The organism is Pleomorphomonas oryzae DSM 16300 (assembly GCF_000422965.1).
Lineage (GTDB): Bacteria > Pseudomonadota > Alphaproteobacteria > Rhizobiales > Pleomorphomonadaceae > Pleomorphomonas > Pleomorphomonas oryzae.
This window is the reverse complement of record NZ_AUHB01000003.1, coordinates 34,772-52,542: the sequence shown is the minus strand read 5'-3', so window position 1 is coordinate 52,542 and position 17,771 is coordinate 34,772. Positions and strand designations below refer to the sequence as shown.

General features: G+C 63.3%; 17 protein-coding genes. 1 reads left to right on the top strand and 16 read right to left on the bottom strand.

Going from position 1 to position 17,771, the window contains the following annotated elements:
- Window positions 1-160: 160 nt before the first annotated feature.
- The 16 genes from G522_RS0105475 to G522_RS0105400 all read right to left on the bottom strand — a co-directional run bounded on the left by G522_RS0105475 (window position 161) and on the right by G522_RS0105400 (window position 16,269).
- Window positions 161-922, bottom strand: a complete 762-nt coding sequence (locus G522_RS0105475; RefSeq protein WP_051228359.1) for a biotin--[acetyl-CoA-carboxylase] ligase — start codon at window positions 920-922, stop codon at window positions 161-163.
- A gap of 13 nt (window positions 923-935) precedes the next feature.
- Complete coding sequence (nuoN, locus tag G522_RS0105470; RefSeq protein WP_425414050.1) at window positions 936-2,372, bottom strand: NADH-quinone oxidoreductase subunit NuoN; 1,437 nt, start codon at window positions 2,370-2,372, stop codon at window positions 936-938.
- Window positions 2,373-2,376: 4 nt separating this feature from the next.
- Window positions 2,377-3,897, bottom strand: coding sequence for an NADH-quinone oxidoreductase subunit M (locus tag G522_RS0105465; RefSeq protein ID WP_026790170.1), 1,521 nt, complete (start codon window positions 3,895-3,897; stop codon window positions 2,377-2,379).
- Window positions 3,898-3,899: 2 nt separating this feature from the next.
- A complete protein-coding gene (nuoL, locus tag G522_RS0105460) occupies window positions 3,900-5,993 on the bottom strand; it encodes an NADH-quinone oxidoreductase subunit L (RefSeq protein WP_026790169.1) in 2,094 nt (697 codons plus the stop codon).
- Between the two features lie 8 nt (window positions 5,994-6,001).
- Window positions 6,002-6,310 (bottom strand): NADH-quinone oxidoreductase subunit NuoK, encoded by a 309-nt coding sequence (gene nuoK / locus G522_RS0105455; protein ID WP_026783452.1) that lies wholly within the window; start codon window positions 6,308-6,310, stop codon window positions 6,002-6,004.
- A 46-nt stretch (window positions 6,311-6,356) separates the two neighbouring features.
- Window positions 6,357-6,968 (bottom strand): NADH-quinone oxidoreductase subunit J, encoded by a 612-nt coding sequence (locus tag G522_RS0105450; protein WP_026790168.1) that lies wholly within the window; start codon window positions 6,966-6,968, stop codon window positions 6,357-6,359.
- 72 nt (window positions 6,969-7,040) lie between these two features.
- Window positions 7,041-7,529, bottom strand: coding sequence for an NADH-quinone oxidoreductase subunit NuoI (gene nuoI / locus G522_RS0105445; RefSeq protein WP_026790167.1), 489 nt, complete (start codon window positions 7,527-7,529; stop codon window positions 7,041-7,043).
- 72 nt (window positions 7,530-7,601) lie between these two features.
- Window positions 7,602-7,844, bottom strand: coding sequence for a hypothetical protein (locus tag G522_RS0105440; RefSeq protein WP_026790166.1), 243 nt, complete (start codon window positions 7,842-7,844; stop codon window positions 7,602-7,604).
- 11 nt (window positions 7,845-7,855) lie between these two features.
- Window positions 7,856-8,902, bottom strand: a complete 1,047-nt coding sequence (gene nuoH / locus G522_RS0105435) for an NADH-quinone oxidoreductase subunit NuoH (protein WP_026790165.1) — start codon at window positions 8,900-8,902, stop codon at window positions 7,856-7,858.
- A 10-nt stretch (window positions 8,903-8,912) separates the two neighbouring features.
- Window positions 8,913-11,009, bottom strand: coding sequence for an NADH-quinone oxidoreductase subunit NuoG (gene nuoG / locus G522_RS0105430; protein ID WP_026790164.1), 2,097 nt, complete (start codon window positions 11,007-11,009; stop codon window positions 8,913-8,915).
- Window positions 11,010-11,084: 75 nt separating this feature from the next.
- Entirely contained in the window at window positions 11,085-12,374 is a 1,290-nt protein-coding gene (nuoF, locus tag G522_RS0105425) for an NADH-quinone oxidoreductase subunit NuoF (protein WP_026790163.1), read from the bottom strand.
- Between the two features lie 31 nt (window positions 12,375-12,405).
- Entirely contained in the window at window positions 12,406-13,497 is a 1,092-nt protein-coding gene (gene nuoE, locus G522_RS0105420; RefSeq protein ID WP_026790162.1) for an NADH-quinone oxidoreductase subunit NuoE, read from the bottom strand.
- Complete coding sequence (locus tag G522_RS0105415; protein ID WP_026790161.1) at window positions 13,497-14,681, bottom strand: NADH-quinone oxidoreductase subunit D; 1,185 nt, start codon at window positions 14,679-14,681, stop codon at window positions 13,497-13,499. The genes nuoE and G522_RS0105415 overlap by 1 nt, the downstream gene beginning before the upstream one ends.
- A gap of 12 nt (window positions 14,682-14,693) precedes the next feature.
- On the bottom strand, window positions 14,694-15,311 hold the full coding sequence (locus tag G522_RS0105410; protein WP_026790160.1) for an NADH-quinone oxidoreductase subunit C: 618 nt from the start codon (window positions 15,309-15,311) through the stop codon (window positions 14,694-14,696).
- A gap of 23 nt (window positions 15,312-15,334) precedes the next feature.
- The gene (locus G522_RS0105405; protein ID WP_026790159.1) at window positions 15,335-15,913 is read right to left on the bottom strand and encodes a NuoB/complex I 20 kDa subunit family protein; all 579 of its coding nucleotides are present in this window, start codon (window positions 15,911-15,913) and stop codon (window positions 15,335-15,337) included.
- Entirely contained in the window at window positions 15,904-16,269 is a 366-nt protein-coding gene (locus G522_RS0105400; RefSeq protein WP_026790158.1) for an NADH-quinone oxidoreductase subunit A, read from the bottom strand. Before G522_RS0105400 ends, G522_RS0105405 begins: the two co-directional genes overlap by 10 nt.
- Before the next feature lie 258 nt (window positions 16,270-16,527).
- Here G522_RS0105400 and G522_RS0105395 point away from each other — a divergent pair, with 258 nt between their 5' ends.
- Window positions 16,528-17,766: a threonine ammonia-lyase gene (locus G522_RS0105395; RefSeq protein WP_026790157.1), complete on the top strand. Its 1,239-nt coding sequence runs from the start codon at window positions 16,528-16,530 to the stop codon at window positions 17,764-17,766.
- The last annotated feature ends 5 nt before the right edge of the window (window positions 17,767-17,771 follow it).

Below are 17,771 nucleotides of genomic sequence, written 5' to 3'. Positions count from 1 at the left end.
CTTTTTCGTCACAGACTATCTCCAATTCGCCGACCCCTGCCGGCGCGCAATCGTTCTTTTATCGGTCGGCTCTAGGTGGACGCGAAAGGCGGCCACGTCAAGAAAACTCTCGGAAAGAGCCGCCCCCAGACCGGATCACGTGCCGGGCAGGCAAAAGGCGTCAGGAATGGCCGAAGAACACGTCACCGGCGGAAATCGCCTCAACAGCTCCCTCGTGGCGGAGCAGCAATCGCCCCTCGCCGTCGAGGCCCAAGAAGATGCCAGTTATCTCGCGCGTCGGCAGGCGCACGGTAATGGCCTCGCCAACTCCGCGCGCGCGGCTGAGCCAAGCCTCGCGCAGAAGGGCGAAACTGCCCGTTCGCCACTCATCGAGCCGGCGCGCCATGGCCGCGGACAGGAGGGTGAACATCGCCTGGGGATCGGTGGGATAACCCACTTTGGCGAGATCGGTGGCATTGTAGAGCGTGACGTCGGGATGATGAGCGCAGTTGATGCCGATGCCGACGACCGCCACCCTGCCCTCAGGCGTCGCCGTCGCTTCGATCAGGATTCCACAGAGCTTGGCGCCGGAATAGAGAATGTCGTTCGGCCACTTGATGGCGAGATCGGCCCTGGCAAAAGGCGGCAGTGCCGCCGCGACGGCGTCGTGAACCGCAAGCGCGACCACCAGCGGTAGTTCGCCGAGCCGCACCTCCTCGACAGGATCGCGCAGCATCAGCGAAGAGTAGAGATTGCCCGGCTCCGACGCCCAGACCCGCCCGCGACGGCCACGTCCGGCGGTCTGGCGGCGAGCAACGATCCAGAGACCTGACGCCGCGCCCTGCTTGGCCCGTTCGAATGCCTCGGCGTTGGTCGAACCGACCGCGTCGAGGTGGATCGCCGTATAACCCGCGGGACAGACAAGTCCCGGACCTTCGTTCATCGTACCGATCGCCTCAGAACAGCGTGCGGGCAGCCGCCAGTGCCGCGTCGCCAAGCGGCCCCAGCACCAGTGCAAAGGCAGCGACGAACAGGCCCGAGATGCCCAGCACGGCCTTCATCTCGCCGCCCATCGGCTCGAAGGCGCCCTTCGGCTCGTCGAGGAACATGATCTTGACAATGCGGAGATAGTAGTAGGCGCCGACCACCGAGCTGAGAATGCCGATCACCGCGAGCCAGTAGAGACCGGCGTTGATCGCCGCGGCGAACACGAAATACTTGCCGAAGAACCCTGCAAACGGCGGGATACCGGCCAGCGAGAACATGATGATGCCCAGGAGGTAGGCCACCACCGGGTTGGTGCGCGACAGTCCGGCGAGGCTGTCGATGTCCTCGGTCATCGCACCATCACGACGCATGGAGAGGATCACCGCAAAGGCGCCGGCGGTCATGGCGAGATAGGTCGCAAGGTAGATAAGGATGCCGTAGATGCCCGCCTCAGAACCGGCAGCGAGGCCGACCAGCGCGTAGCCCATGTGACCGATCGACGAGTAGGCCATCAGACGCTTGATGTTGCGCTGACCGATGGCAGCGAAGGCGCCGAGGATCATCGAGGCCAGCGACATGAAGGCGACGATCTGCTGCCATTCGGTCTTGACCGGCCCCAGCGCTTCCATCACCACGCGAACGAACAGCGCCATGGCGGCGATTTTCGGGGCAGCAGCGAAGAACGCAGTCACCGGAGTCGGCGCTCCTTCATAGACGTCTGGCGTCCACATATGGAACGGCACGGCCGACACCTTGAAGGCGATGCCGGCGGCGACGAAAACGATGCCGAAGGTGAGGCCGAGCGACGCTTTACCGCCGGCGGCCGCCGCAGCGGCGATGCCCACGAAATCAACGTGGCCAGTGAAGCCATAGATCAGCGACGCGCCATAGAGCAGCATGCCCGAGGAGAGAGCCCCCAGCACGAAATACTTGAGGCCCGCCTCGGTCGAGCGGCCATCGTCGCGATGGAAGGCGGCGACGACATAGAGCGCCAGCGACTGGAGCTCCAGGCCGAGGTAGACGGCGATCAGGTCGCTGGCCGAGATCATCAGCAGCATGCCGATAGTGGCGATGACAATCAGCACCGGCAGTTCGAAGTGGAAGAACTTCTCCGCCACCGCAAAACGCTGCGTCATGATCACTGCCAGCGCCGAGCCGATCAGCACCAGCACCTTCAGGAAGCGACCGAACCCATCCACTACAAAGGCGCCATTGAAGGTGGAGCCGTCGCGGCCAATGACGACGGCCACGATTGCGACGACAAGCAACAGTGCCGACAGACCTGATACCAGGCCGGCCCGCCGTTCGCCGCCGTAGGCGCCGATCATAAGCAGCAAGAGAGCACCGGCGGCCAGCAAAAGTTCCGGTCCGGCAAGGGCGAAGTCGGGAAGTGCGGTCATATCTATGCCCTCAGCGGATCAGCGGCATGGCCGACGCGGTCTGGCCGGCGGCGTCGAGCGCCGCATGAACGGAGCGGAGAAGTGAATCGAGCGATGCGGACGTGGTGTCGAGGATCGGCAGCGGATAGACGCCGAACAGGATCACCAGCACGACGAGCGGCGCCAGGATGGCGATCTCGCGCGGACTGAGATCGAGCATCGCCTTGAGATTGGCCTTGGTGAGCGCACCCCAGACGACGCGGCGAAACAGCCAGAGAGCATAAGCCGCCGACAGGATGACGCCGAGCGCTGCGAAGGCAGCCACCCAGGTGTTGACCTGGAAGGCGGCCGACAAGGTCAGAAACTCGCCGATGAAGCCCGACGTGCCGGGCAGGCCGACGTTGGCCATGGTCATGACCATGAACACCGTGGCATAGACCGGCATGCGGTTGACGAGGCCGCCATAGGCCGCGATCTCACGGGTATGCAGGCGGTCGTAGACGACGCCGACGCAGAGGAACAGCGCGCCGGACACCAGACCGTGGCTGAACATCTGGAACACCGCGCCCTGCAGGCCCTGGGTATTCAGCGTGAAGATGCCCATTGTGACGAAGCCCATGTGGGCGACCGACGAATAGGCGATCAGCTTCTTCATATCCTCCTGCACCAGCGCCACCAGCGAGGTGTAGACGATGGCGACGACGGAGAGGGTGAAGATGAAGGGGGCGAGATCGGCCGAGGCCAGCGGGAACATCGGCAGCGAGAAGCGCAGGAATCCGTAGCCGCCCATCTTCAAGAGGATGGCGGCCAGCAGCACGGAGCCGGCCGTCGGCGCCTCGACGTGGGCGTCCGGCAACCAGGTGTGCACCGGCCACATCGGCATCTTCACCGCGAAGGAGGCGAAGAAGGCAAACCACAGCCACCACTGCATGGTCGCCGGGAACGGATGATTGACCAGCTCGGTGATATCGGTGGTGCCGCTCTGCCAGTACATCGCCATGATCGCCAGCATCATCAGCACCGAGCCGGCCAGCGTGTAGAGGAAGAATTTGTAGGATGCGTAGACGCGGCGCTGGCCGCCCCAGATGCCGATGATCAGGAACATCGGAATCAGGCCGCCCTCGAAGAACACATAGAACAGCACGAGGTCGGTGGCGCAGAACACGCCGACCATCAGCGTCTCGAGCACCAGGAAGGCGATCATGTACTCCTTGACGCGAACCTGCACCGACTCCCAGCTCGCCAGGATGCAGAAGGGCATCAGGAAGGTGGTGAGCAGCACGAACAGGATCGAGATGCCGTCGACGCCCATGCGATAGGCGAAGAAGCTGCCCGACCAGCCGGCCGTCTCGGTCAACTGGAACCCAGGGTTCTTCGGATCAAAGCCGGTCCAGATGCCGATCGACACCAGGAAGGTGGCGACGGTGGTGATCAGCGCCACGCGCCGGATGTTGAGGATCGCGGCCCCGTCCTGCGCCCGGATCATCAGGATGAACAGGGCGCCTGCCAGCGGCAGGAACGTGGTCAGCGTCAGAAGCGGCATTCCGCTCATACTCATTGTCCCCCGGCGAACATGGCCCAGGTGATGAGGGCGGCAACGCCGATCACCATGGCAAAGGCATAATGGTAGACATATCCGGTCTGCAGCCGCACGACGCGGGCGGTCACGTCCTGCACGCGGGCAGCGATCCCATTGGGACCTAGACCGTCGATGATGGCGCCGTCACCGGTCTTCCAGAACAGGCGGCCGATGGCAAAGGCCGGCCGGACGAAGATCAGGTCGTAGAGCTCGTCGAAGTACCACTTGTTGAGAAGGAACTTGTAGAGCCCCGGCAGCGCGGCGGCGAGCCGCTTGGGCAGCGCTGGGTTCAGAATGTAGAACCAATAGGCGATGGCAAGCCCGACCAGCATGGCCAGGAAGGGTGACGCCTTCACCAGGAACGACACGTCGTGCATGGCATGCAGGATGTGATTGTCCGGGCCATAGAACAGCGAGCCCTTCCAGAACTCCGCCTGCTCCTCGCCGACGTAATGGCCGTAGAAGACCATGCCGGCGAGCACCGCGCCAAGCGACAGCACGCCGAGCGGGATCAGCACGACGAGCGGGCTTTCGTGGGCGTGGTCGTAGACATCCTTGGGGGCGCGGCTCGCACCGAAGAAGGTAAGGAAGACCAAGCGCCAGGAATAGAAGCTGGTGAAACCGGCGGCAATCACCAGGAGCACGGCCGCAAAACCCGACACCGGATTGTGGCCAGCGAAGGCGCTCTCGATGATGGCGTCCTTGGAGAGGAAGCCGGCAAAGCCGATCTCCGTTCCGGGAATGCCGACGCCTGTGATGGCCAGCGTGCCCAAGGTCATCGCCCAGAAGGTGAGCGGGATCTTGTTCCGGAGGCCGCCCATCGAACGCATGTCCTGCTCGTGATGGCTGGCCATGATCACCGAACCGGCCCCAAGGAACAGCAGAGCCTTGAAGAAGGCGTGGGTGAACAGATGGAAGATGCCCGCGCCGTAGGCACCGACGCCGAGCGCCACGAACATGTAGCCGAGCTGCGAACAGGTCGAATAGGCGATGACGCGCTTGATGTCGTTCTGGACGAGACCGACGGTGGCCGCGAAGAAGGCCGTGACGGCACCGACCAGCGTGACGACGGTGAGCGCTGTCGGGCTGAGATCGAACAACGGCGATAGTCGCGCCACCATGAACACGCCGGCGGTCACCATGGTCGCCGCATGGATGAGGGCGGAGACCGGTGTCGGGCCTTCCATGGCGTCCGGCAGCCAAGTGTGCAGCAGGAACTGGGCGCTCTTTCCACACGCACCCATGAAGAGCAACAGGCAGATCACCGTGATGGCGTCCCAGTTGCCCCAGAGGAAGTGGATGGTCTTGCCTTCGACGGTGGCGACGTTGGCGAAGATGTCGGTCAGGCTGATGGTGCCGAACATCATGAAGATGCCGAAGATACCCAGCATGAAGCCGAAGTCGCCGACGCGGTTGACGACGAACGCCTTGATGGCCGCGGCCGACGCCGACGGTTTCTTGTACCAGAAGCCGATCAGCAGATAGGACGCGAGACCGACGCCTTCCCAACCGAAGAACATCTGAACGAGGTTGTCGGCGGTCACCAGCATCAGCATGGCGAAAGTAAACAGGCTAAGATAGGCGAAGAAGCGCGGACGGTCCGGATCCTCGGCCATGTAGCCGATCGAATAGAGGTGGACCAGCGACGACACGGTGGTCACGACGACCAGCATGACGACGGTCAGCGTGTCGACGCGGAAGGCCCAGTCGACCTGCATCGCACCGGAATGAATCCAGCTCAACACCTGGATCGACTGTGTCTCGTGCTCGCTGAAACCCACCGAAATGAAGGCGACCCAGGAGAAGACCGCCGAAACGAACAGCAGGCCGGTGGTCACCAGCTCGGCGATACGCGAACCCGGCGCTGCCGGCTCCACGGCGTGATGGTGGTCGTCGTGGCCGCCATGGGCGTGGTCGTCGTGCTGGGCGTGGACAGCGTGGTCGCTGTGATGGCCATGGGCATCATGGCCACCCTCCGGCGCCGGTACGGTGGCCGCCGCGCCGAACAGCGCAATGGCGCCGGCAATGAGGAAGCCGATGAGTGGAAGGAAGACGATGAGGGAATACATCTCTTGCGTCAGCCCTTCATCACGTTGATGTCTTCCACCGCGATGGAGCCGCGGTTGCGGAAGAATGCGACCAGAATGGCAAGGCCGATGGCGGCCTCGGCGGCGGCGACCGTCAGCACGAACAGGGCGAACACCTGCCCGACGAGATCACCGAGGAAATGCGAGAAGGCGACAAGGTTGAGATTGACCGCGAGAAGGATCAACTCGACGCTCATCAGGATGACGATAACGTTCTTCCGATTGAGGAAGATGCCCAGCACCCCGAGCGTGAACAGGATCGCCGCGACCGACAGATAGTGCGCAAGACCGAGCGTCATGGGGTCAACCTTCCTTGTCCGGAGAAGAAACGGTGCGAGTGATCGGTCACAGTCCCCTCCCCGGCTCGACATGCTTGACTTCGATGGAGGTAGCGCGAGTGCGTGCCACCTGGACAGATACGTTCTGGCGCCGGACATAGGCGCGATGGCGCAGCGTCAGCGTAATGGCGCCGATCATCGCGACTAGCAGCACGAAGCCGGCGACCTGGAAGAAGTAGACGTAGCGCGTGTAAAGGAGCTGACCGAGCGCCAGCGTGTTGGAAACCTGCGCCGGGTCGGGGATCGGGGCCGTGGCGGTCGCGGTCGCCTCGGGGGCGAACACCCAGGCACCGGCCACCATCAGGAGCTCGGCGAGGAAGATCAGCCCGACCAGCATGCCGATCGGCAGGTACTGCATGAAGCCCTGTCGGAGCTCGACGAAGTCGACGTCGAGCATCATCACCACGAACAGGAACAGCACCGCCACGGCGCCGACGTAGACGACGATCAGCAGCAGGGCCAGGAATTCGGCGCCGGCCAGCATGAACAGGCCGGCCGCGTTGACGAAGGCGAGGATCAGGAACAGCACCGAATGCACGGGGTTGCGTGAGGAAATCACCATAACCGCCGAAGCGATGGTGATCGCCGCAAACAGATAGAAGAACAAGGCCTGTATCATCTCGCTTCGTCCCCGATGCGCCTCACGGCGCGTCCAATCCCGTCAGTCTCTCTGTTCGAGCATCGCAACCGATCAGCGGTAAGGCGCATCAGCCGCGATATTGCGAGCGATCTCGCGCTCCCATCGGTCGCCGTTCTCGAGCAGCCGCTCCTTGGAGAAGTAGAGTTCCTCACGCGTCTCGGTGGCGAACTCCAAGTTCGGCCCCTCGACGATGGCATCCACCGGACAGGCTTCCTGGCAGAAGCCGCAGTAGATGCACTTCACCATATCGATGTCGTAGCGCGTGGTACGGCGTGTGCCGTCGTTGCCACGCGGGCCGGCCTCGATGGTGATAGCCTGCGCCGGACAGATCGCCTCGCAGAGCTTGCAGGCGATGCACCGCTCCTCACCGCTCGGATAGCGACGCAACGCATGCTCGCCGCGAAAGCGCGGGCTCATGCCCACCTTCTCGAACGGGTAGTTGATGGTCGGCTTCGCCTTAAAGAAGTAACGCATGGCGAGGAAGAACCCCGACACGAACTCCTTGAGGAGGAAGGACTTTGCCACCTGGCTGAGTTTCATCGCACCCATTCCTTCATTCCAGGCCGGCACTCGCTGTTGAGCGAAGCCTGCCGAAATCACGTTTCGTCGCCGTCAACCCGGCGCCGGAAGCCCTGTTCCCGCCACCGACACGCCCAGCCACCAACCGAGGGCGGCGAAGACGATGGCGTTGACGACGAACAGGACCTTCATCAAAAGGTCCGCCCGTCGCGGCTCAATCCATCCCGGCCGGCGCTCCAGCGCCCGCCTGATCACCGATCCGATCACGCCGTAGTCGACGAGACCGACACCGATGCCGACTGCCGCCCCAACCACGCCTGCGAGCGACAGATCCATCACAATCTCCCTCAGGCACCCCAGCCGGTCAGCTGCAGCACGCCGGCCACCAGCACGACGTAGATGAGCGATAGCGGCAGGAACACCTTCCAGCCGAGGCGCATCAGCTGGTCATAGCGGTAGCGAGGGACCATCGCCTTGGCCATGGCGACGAAGAAGAACATCAGGAGTGCCTTCAGCAGGAACCAGACGATGCCCGGAACCCAGGTGAACGGCGCGACGTTGATCGGCGGCATCCAACCGCCCATGAACAGCAGCGCCATCATGGCGCACATGGTGCAGATGGCGACGTATTCGCCGAGCATGAACATCATGTACGGCGTCGAGCCGTATTCGACCATGTAACCGGCAACCAGCTCGGACTCAGCCTCGGCGAGGTCGAAGGGCGGGCGGTTGGTTTCCGCCAGCGCTGACACGAAGAAGACCACGAACATAGGCAGAAGCGGCAGCCAGTACCAGTTCAGGAAGGACAGCCACGGCAAGCCGATCATGGTGGCAAGGCCGGTCTCCTGCGAACGGACGATGGCCGAGATGTTCAGCGAACCGGCGCAGAGCAGCACGGTGATGATGACGAGGCCGATCGACACTTCATAGGACACCATCTGAGCGGCGCAACGCAGAGCCGACAGGAAGGGGTATTTCGAATTCGACGCCCAGCCGCCCATGATGGCGCCATAGACGCTGAGCGAGGAGATGGCGAGAATGAACAGCACGCCGACATTGATGTCGGCAATCACCCAGCCGTCGGCCACCGGAACCACCACCCAGGCCAGCAAGGCGAGCGTGGTTGTGACCAGCGGCGCCAGCAGGAACAGGCCCTTGGCCGACCCCGAGGGAATGACCGGTTCCTTCAGAACGAACTTCAGGAGGTCGGCAAAGGACTGGAACAGGCCGAACGGGCCGACCACGTTGGGACCACGGCGGATCTGTACCGCCGCCCAGATCTTGCGATCGGCCAGTAGGATGAAGGCGACGACGATAAGCAGCAGCACCAGGAGCAGCACGCTCTGAGCGGCGATCACCACGACGGGCCAGACGATATCGGACCAGAAGCTCATGGGGCGTCTCTCATTCCGCTGCGATGGAGTGCCCGGAGCGGGCAAGCGCCGAACACTCGGCCATCACCTTGGAGGCACGGGCGATCGGATTCGTGAGGTAGAAGTCGGCAATCACCGGAACGAAAGGTTCCGGCCGGACGATACCGCCGAGCGCGGCAAGCGTCGCGATGGCCTGCGGATCGGCTGCCGGGATCGTATCGATCGCGGCAAACTCGGGATAAGCCGCATAGAGCTTGGCCCGAAGCTGCGACAGACTATCGAACGGCAGCCTGCGACCGAGCGCTTCCGACAGGGCACGCAGCACGGCCCAGTCCTCGCGGGCTTCGCCCGGCGGGAAAGCGGCGCGGTTGGCAAGCTGGACGCGTCCTTCGGTGTTGATATAGGTGCCCGACTTCTCGGCGTAGGTGGCACCCGGCAGGATCACATCGGCGCGGTGGGCTCCGGTGTCGCCATGGCTACCGATGTAGACCACGAAGGTGTTCGGTCCGAGGTGCTGAGCGCCAAACTCATCGGCGCCGAGCAGGAACAGAACGTCGAGCTCGCCCTTGGTCGAGGCGTCGATCATGCCAGCAACGTCACGACCGCCCTCGCCCGGCACCAGACCGAGATCAAGCGCGCCGACGCGCGAGGCCGCAGTGTGCAGCACCGAGAAGCCGTTCCAGCCGTCGACGATAGCGCCAACATCGGTCGCGAGCTTGGCAGCCAGCGACAACAGCGCGAGGCCATCGTGACGGATGAGAGCGCCCTGCCCGACAATGATGAGCGGCTTCTGGGCTGCCTTCAGCACGTCCAGGGCAGCAGCATCGAGATGCTGAAGAGCGGCCGGGTCATTGCCAAGGTGGATCTGCGGATAGGTCAGGTCGACCTGGGCACCAATCGTATAGACTGGCAGCTTGCCACCGCTTGCCCGCCAGCGCTTGCGAATGCGAGCATTCATCACCGCCGCCTCATGGCGAGGATCGGCGCCGATCATCAGGATGGCGTCAGCCTCCTCGATGCCGGCGATGGTGGCATTGAACACATAGCTGGCGCGGCCGAACTTCGGATGCAGCGCCGTGCCGTCCTGACGGCCGTCCACCGAGGCGACGCCCAGCGCGGTCATCAGTTCCTTCAGCGCGAACATCTCTTCGACAGAGACAAGGTCGCCGACAATGGCACCCATGCGACCTGCAGATGTCGAGTTGACGCGGGTGGCAATCGCCGCGAAGGCATCGCCCCACGAAGTCGCATGGAAGCGGCCATCGGCCTTGACGTAGGGGCGATCAAGTCGCTGCGTCCTGAGGCCATCCCAGATGAAGCGCGTCTTGTCGGAGATCCACTCCTCGTTGACCGCCTCGTTGAGCCGCGGCAGCACGCGCATGACCTCACGACCGCGGACATCGACCCGAATTGCCGAGCCGACAGCATCCATCACGTCGACGGATTCGGTCTTGGAGAGTTCCCAGGGACGCGCATGGAAGGCATAGGGCTTGGAGGTCAGCGCACCGACCGGGCAAAGATCGATAACGTTGCCCTGCAGTTCCGACGACAGCGCCTTCTCGAGATAGCTGGTGATTTCGGCGTCTTCACCGCGCGAGATGAGCCCCATCTCGGCGATACCGGCCACTTCCGTGGTGAAGCGCACGCAGCGGGTGCAATGAATGCACCGGTTCATCGACGTCTTGACGAGCGGGCCGAGATACTTGTCCTCGACGGCGCGCTTGTTCTCGATGAAGCGCGAACCGGAGACGCCGTAGGCCATCGCCTGGTCCTGCAGGTCGCATTCGCCGCCCTGATCGCAGATCGGGCAGTCGAGCGGATGGTTGATCAGCAGGAACTCCATCACGCCCTCGCGGGCTTTCTTGACCATGGGCGAATTGGTCAGCACCACCGGCGGCTCGCCGTTGGGACCGGGCCTGAGGTCGCGCACGTTCATGCCGCAGGACGCGGTCGGCTTCGGCGGACCACCCTTCACCTCGACGAGGCACATGCGACAGTTACCGGCGACCGACAGGCGCTCGTGGTAGCAGAAGCGCGGGATCTCAGCGCCCGCCGCCTCGCATGCCTGCAGCAGCGTCAGCTCCGGAGCCACATCGATCTCGATCCCGTCGACGATCAGTTTTGCCATGTCGACCCAACCCTCGCTGGAGCCGCGCCGCCCATAGCCGGCGGCCGCCCGTCAAACTCGATCAAACCCGTCCACTCACTCGGCAGCCATGCCGTGCCGAGACACATAATCGTCGATCCGCGCCTCGATCACCGGGCGGAAGTTGCGGATCAGCGCCTGCACCGGCCACGCCGCGGCATCGCCAAGGGCGCAGATGGTGTGCCCCTCGATCTGCTTGCTGACCTGGAACAGCATGTCGATTTCCTCGCGCGCGGCGTTGCCCTGCCGCATGCGCTCCATGACGCGCCACATCCAGCCGGTGCCTTCGCGGCACGGCGTGCACTGGCCGCAGCTCTCGTGGCGGAAGAAGTAGGAAATACGCGAAATGGCGGCGATCACATCGGTGGACCTGTCCATGACGATCACGCCGCCGGTGCCGAAGCTCGACCCGATGGCGCGCATGCCGTCGAAGTCCATTTGCGCGTCCATGATCTGGTCGGCACGAACGATGGGACAGGACGCGCCGCCGGGGATCACCGCCAGGAGATTATCCCAGCCGCCTCGCACGCCGCCGGCATGCTTTTCGATCAGCTCGCGGAAGGTGATGCCAAGCTCTTCCTCGACGACACACGGCGTGTTGACGTGGCCGGAGATCATGAACAGCTTGGTGCCCTTGTTGTTGTCGCGGCCGAAGCTCGAGAACCAGGATGCACCGCGCCGCATGATGGTCGGCGTCACGGCGATGGACTCGACGTTGTTCACCGTCGTCGGGCAACCGTAGAGGCCGACATTGGCCGGGAACGGCGGCTTCATGCGGGGCTGGCCCTTCTTGCCCTCAAGGCTTTCGAGCAGAGCCGTTTCCTCGCCGCAGATATAAGCGCCGGCACCGTGATGAACGAAGACGTCCATGTCCCAGCCCGAGCCGCAGGCGTTCTTGCCGAGAAGACCGGCATCGTAGGCCTGGTCAACGGCGGCCTGCAGCCGCTCGCGCTCGCGGATGAACTCGCCGCGCACATAGATATAAGCGGCATGAGCGCCCATGGCGAAACCGGCGATCAGGCAGCCCTCAACGAGGGTATGCGGGTCGTGGCGTAGAATGTCGCGATCCTTGCAGGTGCCCGGCTCGGACTCGTCGGCGTTGACCACCAGATAGTGCGGCCGGCCATCCGACTGCTTCGGCATGAACGACCACTTGAGGCCGGTCGGGAAACCGGCGCCACCACGCCCGCGCAGGCCGGACGCCTGGATTTCCTTGATGATGAAATCCCGCCCCTTGGCCAGAATATCCCTGGTGCCGTCCCACTGGCCGCGCTTCAGCGCGCCCTGCAGGCCCCAGTCATGGCGCCCGTAGATATTGGTGAAGATGCGGTCCTTGTCCTGCAGCATGACTGAGGTTCCCAGGGTCTTCGGTTCGATCTCAAACGGGCTTGCCGTTATCCTTGCCGGACGGCCGCCAGCCACTCGCCAGCTTGGTGGTCTGCTCGATCCACTTGTCGCGGAGAGCGCGGCCACGGAAGCTGCCGAGATGCTGATCGACCCATTTGAGGTTCATTTCGTTCCAGCCGGCGATCTGGTCGTAATGGTAGACGCCGAGCTTGTGCAGCATTTCCTCAAGCTTGGAGCCGACGCCCCAGATCAGCTTGAGGTCATCAGGCTTGCCGTCACGCGCCGCTTCGAGCAGAGCCGGCTTGTATTGGTCCGGTACCTTCTCGCTGTCGGCCTGCCCCTGCGCCTCAACCACCTTCGGGATGGGCTGTGCCGCAGCCGGCTTGGAATCAGCCGCCGGAGCGGGGGCAGGAGCTGGAGCCGGGGCGGGTGCAGGCGCCGCAGCAGCCGGCGAGGCTGGCGGCGGTGTCAGCTCCTCGCGGTCGAAGGCGCGGTATTTGCCGATCACCGAGCCGTCATAAAGCGCGGAGTCGGTCAGCGCCGTATCGCCTTGCTCAGGGGCAGAGAAGAAGCGACCATTCTGCGGGCCGGGCGCCGGCAGGTTGCCGCCGGCGAGACCATCAAGCAGAGCATTGAACGTCTCGGCCGTCAGGTCCTCGTAGGTATCCTTGCCCACGGTGACCATCGGCGCATTGACGCAGGCGCCGGCACACTCGACCTCTTCCCAGGAGAAGTCACCATCGGCCGACAGCTCGAAGGGATGGGCGGCAAGCCGGTTCTTGCAGATGGTGATGAGCTCATCAGCGCCGCGCAGGCGACAGGGCGTGGTGCCGCAAACCTGGACATGCGCCTTGCGACCGACCGGCGACAGCTGGAACTGCGTGTAGAAGGTCGCCACTTCCAGGACGCGGATTTCAGCCATGTCGAGAAGCTTCGCTACGGCCTCGATCGCCGGCCGACTGACCCAGCCCTCCTGATCCTGAGCGACCATCAACGCAGGAATGACCGCCGACGCCTGACGTCCTTCAGGATAACGAGCGATCACCTTCTGCAGATAGGCGGCGTTCTCCTCGGTGAAGGCGAAGCTTTCCGGCTGTTCGGGATGAAGACGACGGACGGACATCAGCGATCCACCTCACCAAACACGATATCGATCGAGCCAAGCACGGCCGATACGTCGGCCAGAAGATGGCCGCGACAGAGAAAATCCATGGCCTGAAGATGGGCAAAGCCGGGGGCGCGGATCTTGACGCGATAGGGCTTGTTGGTGCCATCCGACACCATGTAGACGCCGAACTCGCCCTTCGGCGCTTCGACGGCCGCATAAACCTCGCCTTCGGGAAGGCGGAAGCCCTCGGTGTAGAGCTTGAAGTGATGGATGAGCGCTTCCATCGAACGCTTCATCTCGCTCCGGCGCGGCGGCGCGTACTTGCCCTGCAGGGTCAGCACCGGCCCCTTCTCAACCTTCAGAAGGGCAACGCACTGCTTCATGATGCGGGCTGACTGCCGCATCTCTTCCATGCGGATGTGGTAGCGATCGTAGCAATCGCCGTTCTTGCCGACCGGAATATCGAACTCGAGCTCGTTGTAGATCTCGTAGGGCTGGGACTTGCGAAGATCCCAGGCTGCGCCGGAACCACGCACCATCACGCCCGAGAAGCCCCACTTCCAGGCATCTTCCAGGCTGACTACGCCGATATCGACATTGCGCTGCTTGAAGATGCGGTTTTCCGAAAGGAGCGCGTCGAGGTCGGCGACGGTCTGAAGGAAGGGATCACACCACGCCTCGATGTCGGCAACGAGCTGATCCGGCAGGTCCTGATGGACGCCGCCGGGACGGAAATAGGCGGCGTGCATGCGCGAACCGGACGCACGCTCGTAAAAGAGCATGAGCTTTTCGCGCTCCTCAAAGCCCCAGAGCGGCGGTGTCAACGCGCCAACGTCCATCGCCTGTGTCGTCACATTGAGAAGGTGCGACAGGATGCGGCCGATTTCGGAATACAGCACACGAATGATCTGCGCCCGGCGCGGCACGATGATGTCGGCCATGCGCTCGATGGCGAGGCAATAGGCGTGCTCCTGATTCATCGGAGCGACATAGTCGAGGCGATCGAAATACGGCAGAGCCTGCAGGTAGGTGCGAGCCTCGATCAGCTTCTCGGTGCCACGATGCAACAGTCCGATATGCGGATCGACGCGCTCGACTACCTCGCCGTCCAGTTCCAGCACCAGGCGCAACACGCCGTGGGCCGCCGGATGCTGCGGGCCGAAGTTGATATTGAAATTTCTGACCTGGGCTTCAGCCATCGATCGCGCGCCTCAGTTCGTCTTGACCTTCTCGTCGCCCGGCAGCACGTAGGTCGTGCCCTCCCAAGGCGACAGGAAGTCGAAATTACGGAATTCCTGGTTGAGCCGGACCGGCTCGTAGACAACGCGCTTCTGGGCATCGTCGTAGCGGACTTCGACATAGCCGGTCATCGGGAAGTCCTTGCGGAGCGGATGGCCGTCGAAACCATAATCAGTCAGCAGGCGCCGCAATTCCGGATGATCGGAGAATAAGATGCCAAGGAGGTCGTAGGCTTCGCGCTCGAACCAAAGAGCGCCGGGAAATACCGCCGTGATGGAGGGTACCGGCGTCTCCTCGTCGGTGGTCACCTTGAGGCGGACGCGGGCGTTTCGGGTCGGCGAAAGCAGGTGATAGACAACGTCAAACCGCTCGGCACGCTCGGGGTAGTCGACGCCGCAAATGTCGATGATGCTGATGAAGCCGAGGTCCGGCGCATCGCGCAACCGCGTTACCACATCGACGATACGCTCACGCACAACGACCGCCGTCACCTCGCCATAGGCAACGTCCACCGAAAGCGCATCGGTTCCGAGGGCGCTGCCGACAGCCTGGGCCAGTTCGCCAGTCAGTTGGTTCAGGGCTTCGCTCATGTTTCACCCAGCCTTGTTGTCGCTCAACGCTCGATCGTACCGGTGCGCCGGATCTTCTTCTGAAGCAGCAGCACGCCGTAAAGCAGCGCCTCGGCGGTCGGCGGACAGCCGGGCACGTAAATGTCGACCGGCACGATGCGATCGCAGCCGCGGACCACCGAATAGGAATAGTGGTAATAGCCGCCGCCGTTGGCGCAGGAGCCCATGGAAATGACGTAACGCGGCTCCGGCATCTGGTCGTAGACCTTGCGGAGCGCCGGAGCCATCTTGTTGGTCAATGTACCGGCAACGATCATCACGTCGGACTGACGCGGCGAACCACGCGGGGCGAAGCCGAACCGCTCGACGTCATAGCGCGGCATCGACACCTGCATCATCTCGACGGCGCAGCAGGCAAGGCCGAAGGTCATCCACATCAGCGAGCCGGTACGCGCCCAGTGGATCAGCTCCTCGGTCGACGTGACGAGCCAGCCCTTGTCGGCCAGCTCGTCGTTGATGCCGGTGAAGAAACCGTCGTCGGAGCCGATCGGCTTGCCGGTGCGGGGATCGATAATGCCCTTGGGGGCGGGCGATACCAACGTCTCTCTCGGGCTCAGTCCCATTCCAGCGCCCCCTTCTTCCATTCATAGGCGAAACCGATGGTCAACACGCCAAGGAAGACCATCATCGACCAGAAGCCGAACAGCCCAACCTGCTTGAAGGCCACGGCCCAGGGGAACAGGAAGGCGACCTCCAGGTCGAAGATGACGAACAGGATCGACACCAGATAGAAACGCACGTCGAATTTCATGCGGGCGTCGTCGAAGGCGTTGAAACCGCACTCATAGGCCGACAACTTTTCCGGATCGGGATTCTTGAAAGCCAGCAGGAAAGGCGACACCAGAAGCGCCAGACCGATGGCCAGGGCTACGCCGAGGAAAATGATCACCGGCAGGTAGTCCCGAAGGAGTTCGTCCATTGTGACCTCGTTGGTTCGGAAGCCAACCCATTTGCGCAACGCAACAATTTGCCGAGGAGTCGCGCGGGGTCGCCGAATTGCTTGTGGCACGGTTAGCGGATAGACCTTCACTTCGCAAGGGCGTCGAAGGTTCCTTTCTAAGGTTTATTACGCTCAGGGGTATCCCAGAGACAACCCCATAATCCTGACTAGAAAACGCATGTTTTCACAAGGTCGTTACCCTGCCCTCGTCCATCCGCGGCTGAGGCGGGAAAAAGCATGGAAAAACAAATGGGCGACGCCGACAAGCCGATCACTCTTGAGCGCATTCGGGCCGCGAGGGAAGCGATTTCTGGTCAGGTGATGCATACCCCGTTCCTGCCGGCGCCGCGTTTCGGCCGACTGACGGGAGCGGAGGTGTTCGTCAAATACGAGAACCTGCAGGTGACTTCGGCCTTCAAGGAACGGGGCGCGCTCAATCGCCTTCTGACACTCACCGCTGACGAGCGGCGGCGCGGGGTCATCGCCATGTCGGCCGGCAATCACGCACAGGCCGTCGCCTATCATGCGGTGCGGCTCGGCATCGCGGCAACCATCGTCATGCCGGTGACAACCCCGCATGTGAAGGTGGCTGCAACGGCCGGCTACGGTGCCCGCGTCGTCCTCGAAGGCGAGACGGTGACCGAGGCCGCTTTGGCCGCCGAGCGCATCGGCGCGGACGAGAATCTTGTCTTCATCCACCCCTATGACGATGCGGACGTCATCGCCGGCCAGGGCACGCTGGCGCTGGAAATGTTGGAAGAGCGCCCCGACCTCGACGTCATCGTGGTGCCGGTGGGTGGTGGCGGCCTGATCGCCGGCATGGCGACGGCGGCCAAGGCGCTGAAGCCGGAGATCCGCGTGATCGGCGTCGAGACGCGCATGTATCCGTCGATGTGGGCAGCCGTGAAGAACATCGATGCCATGACGGGCGGCGCGACGCTGGCCGAGGGTATCGCCGTCAAAGTCGCCGGGAAAAGAACGCTGCCAGTGGTACGCGACCTCGTCGATACCATCGTGCTGGTCGACGAGAGCCACCTCGAACGGGCGGTCAATGCCTATCTCACGCTTCAGAAAACCATGGCCGAAGGCGCCGGCGCCGCCGGTCTGGCTGCGATGTTCGCGGAACCCGACCTGTTCCGCAGCCGAAAGGTCGGCCTCGTGCTATCGGGTGGCAATATCGATCCACGCATCCTTGCGTCGATCATGATGCGCGAGCTGGCCCGCGAGGAGAAGATCGTTGCCATCCGTCTCGCCATTCCCGATCGCCCCGGCACGCTGGGCGCCATTAGCACGCTGATCGGCGACGCCGGCGGCAACATTCTTGAAGTGTCGCACCGCCGTACCGTGCTGGAGATTCCTGCCAAGGGCGCCTCGCTCGACATCACATTCGAGGCACGCGACGGTCACCACGCCGAAGAGATCATCTCGGGGCTTAGGGCAAAGGGCTATGGCGTCGAACGAAAATCAGCGGAATAGGCCAC